The organism is Clostridium luticellarii, assembly GCF_002995845.1.
GTDB lineage: Bacteria > Bacillota > Clostridia > Clostridiales > Clostridiaceae > Clostridium_B > Clostridium_B luticellarii.
In genome coordinates this window covers 1-11,126 of record NZ_PVXP01000088.1, presented here as the reverse complement: position 1 = coordinate 11,126, position 11,126 = coordinate 1, and the positions used below count along the sequence as shown (strand labels likewise).

Below are 11,126 nucleotides of genomic sequence, written 5' to 3'. Positions count from 1 at the left end.
AAGAAACATTCCTTTCCTTGGTATGGTGTTTTTGACAATTCTATTATACCAAAAGGAATGTTTCTTTGCTTTATATCTTAAAAATTCAGGCTTCCGCCTTTATTTTAATGTGCGAAAGTTGAGTTAATAATTAACGAATGTAATATGAAAAATTTTGAACAGAAGATTTTTGAAATTTATAATTTGATTAAAAATAATATACCTATAAGTGTAAGAAGCTTTTGTAAATTTAGATATAGAAAAAATAAAAGAGAAGTAGATGTAGCTATGAATATAATGAACTACAGGATTTTTCTTTTTCCATTTAAAAATAAGCCAATAGTTCAAATAATTTATCCTAAAATAAATATATATGATTTGAAATATATAATTTCTGAAGAACGATTAACAAATATTTCAGAAGAATGGATATTTAAAAATATTGAATGTTATATTCTCTGTTTGAGTTTTGATGAAGTTCTGAAATTTAAAAAAGAAAATTGGAAATCATTTGCCAATGCTTGTCTAATTGCCTATAATGGTAAAAAAACCAGAATAAGGGATTCAAACATGATAGTTGACTGGAATAATAATGAAAATGGTAATTTATGAAATAACACGGACTTGTCAAGGATAAAGAATCCTTAAGATGTAGATTACGAAAGGGTGAAAAAATACTGTAAAGCCGAAGACAGGATATTCGATACTCTTGATGAAAATGAAGATGGAGGGTTTATTAACACCAAGGAAATTGAAATAGATGGCTGTGTATTAGTACCGGAAAACTGTTCAGAAGATGAATTCTGGGATAAGTTTATAGATTTTATTGAGAGAAATTATTAGCCATTTTGCAACAGCGTAAATGAAATCAAATGATTCTTGAGCATATGGAAAGGAAAAATATATAGCTGATTATGGGACATAAAAAATTTAAAAATAGTAAATTATAATGATAGGATGTGTTAATCTTATGAACGAAAGTTATTCTGAAGTAAAATTTGAAACTGTAAAAGATGAGGACTCAGATTCACTTAATATTATTGCTTCATTAGTATTGATAGATATGGAAACTGAAGAAAAAAAGTCAATTGGATATGCAAATTTATACCTTTTTAATGAATATATGGTGAATTCTTGGGATGAGTTAATTTATAATGCAGATGCAATATCAGGTGATGTTTTAGAAGTAGTAGATATATTAAGTAAGGCTAAGGACAATGAAGAAATATATGGGCTGATTGCAGTGTTGGATCATGTGGAGATAGATAAAGAGTATAGAGGAAAAGCGTATTGTAGTGAATTAGTTGATAATATATTAGAGTATTTACAATATATAAATGCCAATTACATAGGATTAATTCCTGCAAGAATTTATGATGATAAAGTAGTAGAAAATGAAGATAGGGCAATTAATTATTATATTGAAAAGGGGTTTAAACCAATTTCAAGAAGAGTGGGTGGAAATGTAGTAATGGGAAAATCATTATTGTAATTTAATTGGGACTGATAATTAAAATAACATTTTATTAGGAATAATGAATATAAGTTCAATGATAATGAAGTTATGAGAGCAAATAAAATATCATTAGAGACTTATATTTTTATTTCAAAAACTTTAAATTTAATTTTTGAGAAGTCGAAAAAAACAGTTGAGAAGACGATATTAATAATATATACTATAAATATATTTAATGTGCTAAGTTGTGCCGGAAAGAGGTGAATTTATGGGCGTAAGTTATAAAAGATTGTGGAAATTATTGATTGACAAAAATATAAAAAAAACTAAAATGAGAGAAAAAGTAGGAATTAGTACCAGTACATTATCCAAATTGACACGAGATGAATATGTATCTCTTGATGTATTAGTCAGAGTTTGTTCTTATCTAAAATGCCAGATTAGCGATATTTGTGAAGTAATATATGAGGAAAGGAAAGATAAGGAAGAGGTGAAAGCGTGCAAAACTTAGAATATAGTGCCGGTGCTGTTAGCAAGGGTTTTTGGTTTCAAGAGTTTAAAAAATATACAGAGATGATAAAAATAGGAAAAACTGAAGGGGAAATTAGAGAACTTCAGGAGAGAGAAAATATACTTATGGCATCTTCACCATCCTATGGTAAAAGAATTATTAGTGAAATTTCCAAACGCAGGAAAGTCCTTTCAAAGGAGATTGTAAAATTGTTTTTTGACCTTGATATTTCAAACCAAAAGCTGATAAATCTATTGGGAATAATGATAACCGACAGATTATTTTTTGAATATATTTATGAAGTTTACAGGGAGAATATCATACTTGGCACAAAAGATTTTGAGGATAGTAGTACTCGTATATTTTTTAAAAATAAATCTGAGCAAAGTAAAAAAGTAGCAGGATTTACAGAACAGACAAAAAAGAGATTGGGAACAGCTTATAAGACCTATTTGAAAGAAGCAAATCTGTTGGAAGAAGAGAATGGCATTTTAATATATCATAAACCAATTATGGATCTTCAACTGGAAGCTGAAATGAAAAAGCCATCTTTTTACTCATATTTTAAGGCATTAACGGGGGTAGCTTGATGAAGACATTAGAAGAGCGCTTAGATCAAATTGAAAAAAAAATAGAAGAAGAAGATTTTAGAAAGAATAAAGGGCTGGGAAATGAGATAGGATATTATATATTTGATTATCCTGCATCGGAGGAGTTAAAAGTTAGAGAATATATCAAATATTTAAAAGAGAAAAATAATACTGATGTCATCGGCTATGAGTTATTGGTATATGATTTATATGATCTGATGATTGATTACATAGAAGAGGAAGATCTTCTTGAAGAATGTATTCATATGGAGGAAGAATACGGTATGGAATATCTGGTCTCTTCCGTAGTGGAACTGCTGAATATGGATCAAAACAATAACTTTTTTACCAATTATATAGAAGAAAATACTCCGGAAAATGCTGTAGTTTTTATCACTGGAGTCGGTAAGATATTTCCTTTTGTCCGTTCCCATGATGTATTAAATAAGCTGGGTCAGGTTTTTGATAAGGCACCGGTAGTATTATTTTATCCCGGAAAATACGATGGACAGACTTTTATGTTGTTTTCTGAATTTAAAGATGATCACTATTACAGGGCGTTTCCGCTGGTTATATAATGGAGGGGTATTATGCTAATTAAAGATATGTTTTTAAAACCCATTGATAGGGATATCAAAGGAGTAATAAAAGTCGGGCAAGATGATGATGCTAATGTAAAACAAGAATTAGAAGAATATGTAGTTACCAATGAATTACAAAGACATTTTAGAGATTTTTTTGAAAGCTATAGAAAGGGAATACTTGGGAATACTGATAAAATGGGAGTTTGGATTTCCGGTTTTTTTGGGAGTGGTAAATCCCACTTTCTAAAAATCTTATCGTATTTGCTTGAAAATCGTAAAGTAGATGGTAAGTCAGCAATAGATTATTTTTTAAATGAAAATAAAATAAAAGATTCCAGTGTTGCAGCCGATATGAAATTGGCATTGTCAGTTTCCACAGATGTCATATTATTTAACATCGATTCAAAAAGTGAAACATCCGGTAAAAAGAATAAAGATGCTATACTAAGGGTTTTTTTAAAGGTATTTAATGAGAAACTGGGATTTAGTGCAAACCCTCATGTAGCTGATTTGGAAAGACAGTTGAAAGATGAAAACTTATATGAAGCTTTTAAAGAAAAGTATAAGGAAATTACAGGAGATGACTGGATAGAATCAAGGCATAAATTTAATTTTTTCAAAGATAGAGTGGTTAGGGCTTTGTCAGAGATTAAATTTATGAGTTTAGAGACAGCTAAGGATTGGGCAAGAAGTACGATAAGACCCTATGAGGTAAGTATAGAGGATTTTGCTAAAATGATAAATAAATACTTAAAATCAAAGGGAAGGAATCATCATATTGTCTTTTTAGTGGATGAGATGGGTCAATATATTGGAGACAATTCAGATTTAATGCTTGATCTTCAGACAATAACAGAAGATTTTGGAACTGCCTGCCAGGGTAAGGCATGGATTGTAGTGACTTCTCAGCAGGATATCGATTCTATAACAGAAGTTAAGGGCAGAGATTTTTCAAAAATTCAAGGCCGTTTTGATACGAGATTAAACTTGACATCTGCCAATGTGGATGAAGTTATCAAACTCAGGATATTGAAAAAAACAAAAGCAGCAGATGAAACTCTCTCCGTGCTCTATGAAAATAAGGAAACTATTATTAGAAATTTAATAATGTTTGATGATAAGATCGAAAAAAAACTGTATGAAGATAAAAGTGACTTTTGTGAGGTATATCCGTTTATACCATATCAGTTTAACCTTTTAGCCAATGTATTGACTTCCATAAGGCAGCATGGAGCCAGTGGCAAACATTTATCGGAAGGTGAGCGTTCTATGCTGGCGCTGTTTAAAGAAAGTGCAGAAAAGTTGATGGATAGAGAAGATGGTACAGTTGTACCATTTAATATATTTTATGATGCCTTAAATAAATTCCTGGACCACAGCCATTCGGTAGTTATCTCCAGAGCTATGGAGAACAACTATATAAATCCAGATAAAGAAAAAGATAATTTTAATGTAAATGTATTAAAGGCTTTATTTATGATCAAATATGTCAATCAAATTAAAGCAACTGTGGACAATATTACTACTTTAATGGTATCTGGTATAGACGAAGATAGAAGAGTACTTAAAGAAAAAGTACAAAATGCCCTGGATATCTTGGTAAGCCAGATGCTGGTTCAAAAAAACGGTGATATATACATATTTTTAACTGATGAAGAACAGGAAATCAATCGTGAGATAGAAAGTCAGGACATTGAAAATACAGATGTTATAAAAAAAGTTTCTGAACTTATTTTTGCAGATATTTATTTTGAAGGAAAAATTAAAGTTCCCAATTTTAAAAATAGGTATTCCTTTGGATTTAATAGGACAGTAGATGACATACCCTATAAAAGTAATCAGATGTTTGACTTTGGAGTTAAAATAATTACTCCAAGGTCAGAGTTAAATGGACAAGATAGTAATTTACGCATGCTGAGTAATGCGGGAAAAGATATATATGTGGATTTGCCTAATGATGCAGGCTTTTTAAATGAATTGAGTTTATTCATGAAGATTGAAAAGTTTTTATCTTCTTCCTCTGCTGTAAATATTTCAAAATTTGAAGAAATAAAAACCATAAAGCGGGATGAAATGAGAGAGCATCAAGATAGAGGAAAATTATTTTTACAGGAATCCCTGAAGACAGCTAAATTCTATGTTAATGGCGATCTATTGAAATTAAGAACTAAAGACTTTAAATGCAATTTGACAGAATCACTGGAGCGTATAACAACTACAGTCTATCACAAGTTAAATTATATTACATGTCCTATGGATGAGGTAGATGTATATAATTTGTTTAAACAAAACGACTCTAAGCAGATAACTCTGGATGATGGTACTTTACCAAATGAGAATGCCATAAGGGAAGTATTGGATTATATACGTATTCGCACTCAAAATCATACTAAAGTTTCATTAAAAGAGATAAAAAGCAAATTCAACAAAGCACCCTTTGGATTCATAGATGCAGACATAGAATGGATAATTGCCAAATGTTTTAAAGATGGATTGATAAGATTTACTTTAAATGGAAATGAGATTTCCTTGCTAAATGAAACTTCCGAAAAGGTTGTTGAATATATTACAAAACGAACTTACACAGAGAAGCTTCTAATAGAGGAAAAAGAAATCATACCGGAAAATATGAAAAGAGTATTAAAAAATGTAGCCAAGGAAGTATTTAAAATGACTATCATGGCGGAAGATACGGATACTATGGTAATTCAATTTAATAAATTAGCTAAAGAGAAAATAGAAAAACTGAAGAGCATATTAGGTAAATATAATCCAGCAATGGGCTACCCAGGTGAAGATGCTATAAATGAAGGAATCAAATTAATTCAAGGTACTGTGTATATGGATAAAGCTCTGGATATATTTAAATATGTAAAGAAACATGAAGATGATTATTTGGATTTTGCAGAATATTATCCACCTATAAAATCTTTTTTTGGAGAGGATCAGCAAAAAAAGGGTGAGCAGCAGAAAATATGGGACAAGAGCAAAAATTATAGTGAAGTATTTGAGGAAAGTAGATCCTATGTGCTTAATAATGAAATAGAATCCATAATCGATAAAATGGAAGATATATTAAAAATGCCGTACCCATACAATAAAATTAAAGATCTGCCCGAGTTAAATGATAGATTTTTAGATATTTACAATAAAATTTTAGATAAAGAGTTAAAGCCGGTAAAATTAGAAATAAACGAAGCGGAAAAAAGAGTAATGGAAGTATTAAAACAAAGTGGGTTAGAAGAAATATTTCACAATAAATTTAACAGTGCTTTTTCCAATCTTATTAAAAAGGCCGAATCATGTAACAATGTAGCTAAGGTAAATGGTTTTAAAATAGAAGCTGACAAATTGAAGATGAGATTTCTAGATGAAATCGCCAAAGAACAAGAACATATTGCAGAAAAAGAAAGAGCTAAAGAAACAGTCGGTGAAAAAGAAGCAAACAAAGTTGTAAAGCCCATAAAAAAACAGTTTAATATAAGCATTAAGGATATAAATCCATCAAACTCATGGCAGATAGAAAATAAAGATGATCTGGAGAAATATCTGCAAGCTCTAAAAATAAGATTGGAAAAAGAAATTAGGGAAGATACTATATTGAATGTTGAGTTTTAGAGGAGGATATTAATCATATGGATAAGACTGTATTAAAAAACTTTGCTGTATATGCAAGGGACAAGCTTATAAAAGATACTAAAAGTAAAGCAGCAAGGCTTGGTATTAGGAAAGAAGAAATAATTCCTCCTCTTCCTGAATCCACTTCAGATATGTATATTTTTGATATTGGTGCAGTGGAAACCCATAAAATTTATGGTAAAGAAGTAAGGCAATATGAAAAGCTTATTGGAGAGTTAAATAAAAGGAAAGCTGATCAGGATTATAATGCTGTCTACGATAGCTTGGTAGAAGAAATAGCCTATACCTGGTTTAATAGGCTTATAGCTATTCGCTTCATGGAAGTGAATAATTATCTTCCAGATAAAATGAGGATTCTTTCTTCTGGAAGAGAAGGTGTAAATGAGCCGGAGTTTGTCACCCATTATTTAGATACAAGTTTAAACTTTACGGAAAATGAAAGAAACCAGTTAGTTGAATGGAAAATAGACGGCAGAGCTCCAGCTATGGAAAAGATGTTTCATCTTTTGTTTATAAAAGAGTGCAATGCATTAAATGAAAGCCTGCCGAAACTGTTTGAAAAAACAGATGATTATGCTGAACTGCTGCTCAATATATCATACAATGATCCTGATGGAGTAGTATATAAATTGGTTCATGATGTACCGGAAGAATATTTTGATATAGAATCGGAAAATGGCAGCGGCCAGGTGGAGATTATAGGATGGATGTATCAGTATTATAATACTGAACCTAAGGCAATTGTTGATGCAGAAGTCAAGAAAGGCAAAAAGGTTAGTAAAGAGGAAGTACCAGCTAAAACACAGCTTTTTACCCCGGACTGGATTGTCAGATATATGGTAGAAAATTCACTGGGAAGACTTTGGATAGAAAAATTAATAGCCGGTGGTGACAAGCGAAGTGAAAAAGAAATAGCTAAGAAATTTAATTGGGAATATTATATTGCTGAAGCAGAACAAAGTTCTGAAGTAAAAGAACAATTAAAAGAAATACAAAGAGACAGAAAAAATATTCAGTTAGAGGATATTAAATTTATAGATCCTGCCATGGGAAGTTTTCATATAGGGGTTTATGCTTTTGAAATTTTTATGCAATTATATGGAAGTCAGGGATATATGGATAAAGAAGCAGCTAAATCAATTATTGAAAATAATCTATATGGTCTTGACATAGATAAAAGGGCTTATCAGTTATCCTATTTTGCTGTTATGATGAAAGGAAGGCAATATGACAGAAAGATTTTAGATGGAGGGATAAAATGTAATTTACATACTATATCTGAGAGTAACAATGTCAATAGAAAGCATTTGGATTATTTGGGCAGTAATATTTCAGATAAAAAAGCTTGGGAAAAAGTGAGAAAAGAAATAGAAGATATGCTGGATATTTTTGAAGATGCAAAAGAATATGGATCTATATTAAATATACCCGATAAATATGATTTTTCAGCTTTAAAAGAATTTATTACAAATATAAAACCACAGACACAGCTTTCTTTTGAAACAGTTCATATTGAGAAAACACAGCAGGAGATTTTAGAGATTCTCAATACTGCTGAAATTTTGTCACAAAAATATGACATTGTTGTAACCAATCCGCCTTATATGGGGAATAGTAATATGAATACAAAATTAAGCAAGTATCTTAAAGATAATTATCCTGACAGCAAATCGGATTTATTTGCAGTTTTTATGGAAAGATGCAGAGAATTTGCAAAAAGTTATGGATATTATGATATGATTACTCAACATTCATGGATGTTTTTATCTAGTTTTAAAAAACTGAGAAAGCAATTGCTTGATAAAGTTATATTCAGAAATATTATACATTTAGGAGCAAAATCATTTGGGGAGGATGTTGGTACAATAGTTCAAAATGTAGTATTTTCAGCTACAAAATTGTCAAACTGCCCTTTTGCTACTAAAATAATAGATTTGACAGGACAGAATACCAGTGAAGGTAAGAATTTTGAATTGCAAAGAATAATAAAAGAGGGTATCTATATTTCGAAAGAATTATATATAAGGGTTTTAAAAGAACTTTGTAAAATTCCAGGTAATCCTTTTGCCTATTGGGTTGATAAAAATGTATTAAATATATTTTCATCTTTTGATTGTTTGGCCAAATTGGCAAAACCACGACAGGGAATGGCTACATCGGACAACAATAGATTTTTAAGACGGTGGTTTGAAGCAAATATCCAAAAGATTAAATTTGATACATCTGACTGCGAAGACATAAAAAAATTCTCCCCAAGGTGGTTCCCCTACAATAAAGGAGGAGCATATAGAAAATGGTATGGGAATAATGAATTTATAATTAATTGGGCTCATAATGGGAGAGATGTAAAAGAATATGCTCGTAAATTGTATAAATCTTATAGCAGAACTATAAAAAATGAAGAATATTATTTTAAAGAAGGATTGACATATACATTTATTTCACAAGATATGGGGGTAAGATATTGTGAAAGTGGATTTATTTTTGATGTTGCAGGTTCTAGTATTTTCTTTAAAAGCAGAAAAGAACTTTATGTAACGTTGGGACTATTATGCAGTAAGGTATCTAAATTTTTTCTTGATATAGTAAATCCTACTTACAATATACAAGTTGGGGATATAAAAAATATACCCATAAATAGTGCTATGTTTTGTAGTGATATAATTTTAAGAATTCAAGCTTTGGTTGAGGAAAATATAAAAATAGCAAAAGTTGACTGGGATTCTTTTGAAACTTCATGGGATTTCAAAATTCATCCATTGTTAGATGAATACAAACAAAAACAGGTCCCAAAGATGATAAAATCGGCATATGAAAATTGGAGAAACTTTGCTAATTCACAATTTGACAAGTTAAAAGCTAATGAAGAAGAATTAAACCGCATATTTATCAAAATTTATGGTTTAGAAAATGAACTAACTCCTGAAGTCAGTGATAGAGATATAACTATAGCCAAGATTTTTGATACTAAAGATGAAATTTATGATGATATAAAAGGCAACAGATATATATTAACAAAAAAAGATGTTATTAAATCATTCATTTCCTATGCAGTAGGCTGTATATTTGGCAGATATTCCTTGGATGTAGAGAGATTGGCCTATGCAGGTGGCAGATGGGATGATAGCAAATATATTACTTTTATACACGATAAAGATAATATCATTTTAATTACAGATGAGGAGTATTTTGAAGACGATATAGTGAATAGATTTGTTGAATTTGTGAAAGCGTGCTATGGAGAAGAAACTTTGGAAGAAAATCTTAAATTTATTGCAGATGCCTTAGGAGGGAAAGGCACACCCAGAGAGGTTATGCGAAATTATTTTCTTAAGGATTTTTATAAAGACCATGTGAAAACCTATAAAAAACGGCCTATCTATTGGATGTACGACAGCGGAAAAGAAAATGGATTCAAGGCGCTTATATATATGCACAGGTACAATGAGGGTACTACCGGTAAGCTTCGTGTAGACTATCTTCATGAAATGCAGAAAGCTTATGAGAGGACAATGGATAATTTAAAAGATAATATAATGCATAATAAGAATCCAAGAGAAGTGGCCAATTCGGAGAAACGTTTTGCAAAGATAACCAAACAACTGAAAGAATGTAAGGATTATGATGAAAAAATTGCCCACTTAGCACTTGCAAGAATACTTATTGATTTGGACGACGGGGTTAAAATGAACTACAGCAAAGTTCAAACTGACGAAAAAGGCAAAAATCTACAGATACTTGCGAAAATAAGATAGTTTTAATGGGAATGATTGTGCTTGAAATTAACAATGTGCAGGGGGGATAGGAATGAGAAGGGTTGAAGTTAAATTAAATCTAATTTCACAATTGATAAGCTTTGGAGCAGATAAATATAAAAAAGAATTTAGAATAACTGAATTAAAGGCACTTTTACGAGCCACCTTTAGGGAATTATATTATTTTAAGGATGAAGATGATATGAGAGAGAAAGAAGCTTATTTATTTGGAAGTACGGAAAACAAGGCTCCTGTTTCCATGATATATGAGAAAGATGATAATTCTTGTGAAGGAAAAAGTGAAAAACTTTTTAATGAAGGAACAGAGTTTACAGTTTGTTTTGTTGAAAGAAAGAGTAAAAAAGATTATATGGATTTTCTTGAATTTTATATTAATTTATTGAGTCAAGCTTCAATAATAGGCGGAATCGGACAAAGCTCTAGCATTGGTAAAGGGGCTTTTCAGATTGTAGAAATAAAGGATTTACTTGATAGAGAAAACGAGGAATTTAATAAATTTATTCCAAAAAATTTAGAAGAAGTTGAAAAAATAATATCAGATACAAAGTACAATTATTTAGATGACGATAAAGAACCTATAAAATTAAGAAC

At 30.5% G+C, this 11,126-nt stretch carries 9 protein-coding genes; all 9 read left to right on the top strand.

Annotated elements, in window-relative coordinates; all coding sequences use genetic code 11:
• Positions 1-144 precede the first annotated feature (144 nt).
• On the top strand, positions 145-591 hold the full coding sequence (locus CLLU_RS16685) for a hypothetical protein (RefSeq protein WP_106010902.1): 447 nt from the start codon (positions 145-147) through the stop codon (positions 589-591).
• A 54-nt stretch (positions 592-645) separates the two neighbouring features.
• The gene (locus CLLU_RS18775; protein ID WP_158255940.1) at positions 646-822 is read left to right on the top strand and encodes a hypothetical protein; all 177 of its coding nucleotides are present in this window, start codon (positions 646-648) and stop codon (positions 820-822) included.
• Positions 823-949: 127 nt separating this feature from the next.
• Complete coding sequence (locus CLLU_RS16680; RefSeq protein WP_106010901.1) at positions 950-1,471, top strand: N-acetyltransferase; 522 nt, start codon at positions 950-952, stop codon at positions 1,469-1,471.
• A 232-nt stretch (positions 1,472-1,703) separates the two neighbouring features.
• The gene (locus CLLU_RS16675) at positions 1,704-1,946 is read left to right on the top strand and encodes a helix-turn-helix domain-containing protein (protein WP_106010900.1); all 243 of its coding nucleotides are present in this window, start codon (positions 1,704-1,706) and stop codon (positions 1,944-1,946) included.
• Positions 1,934-2,536, top strand: a complete 603-nt coding sequence (locus CLLU_RS16670) for a DUF1819 family protein (RefSeq protein ID WP_106010899.1) — start codon at positions 1,934-1,936, stop codon at positions 2,534-2,536. Before CLLU_RS16675 ends, CLLU_RS16670 begins: the two co-directional genes overlap by 13 nt.
• Positions 2,536-3,114 carry a DUF1788 domain-containing protein gene (locus CLLU_RS16665; RefSeq protein WP_106010898.1) on the top strand — a complete coding sequence of 193 codons (579 nt, stop codon included), beginning with the start codon at positions 2,536-2,538 and terminating at the stop codon, positions 3,112-3,114. Before CLLU_RS16670 ends, CLLU_RS16665 begins: the two co-directional genes overlap by 1 nt.
• Before the next feature lie 12 nt (positions 3,115-3,126).
• Positions 3,127-6,738 (top strand): BREX system P-loop protein BrxC, encoded by a 3,612-nt coding sequence (gene brxC, locus CLLU_RS16660; protein ID WP_106010897.1) that lies wholly within the window; start codon positions 3,127-3,129, stop codon positions 6,736-6,738.
• 17 nt (positions 6,739-6,755) lie between these two features.
• Entirely contained in the window at positions 6,756-10,514 is a 3,759-nt protein-coding gene (gene pglX, locus CLLU_RS16655; RefSeq protein ID WP_106010896.1) for a BREX-1 system adenine-specific DNA-methyltransferase PglX, read from the top strand.
• A 52-nt stretch (positions 10,515-10,566) separates the two neighbouring features.
• Positions 10,567-11,126: RAMP superfamily CRISPR-associated protein (locus CLLU_RS16650; protein WP_338078795.1), on the top strand; the 560-nt coding region annotated here is incomplete at its 3' end.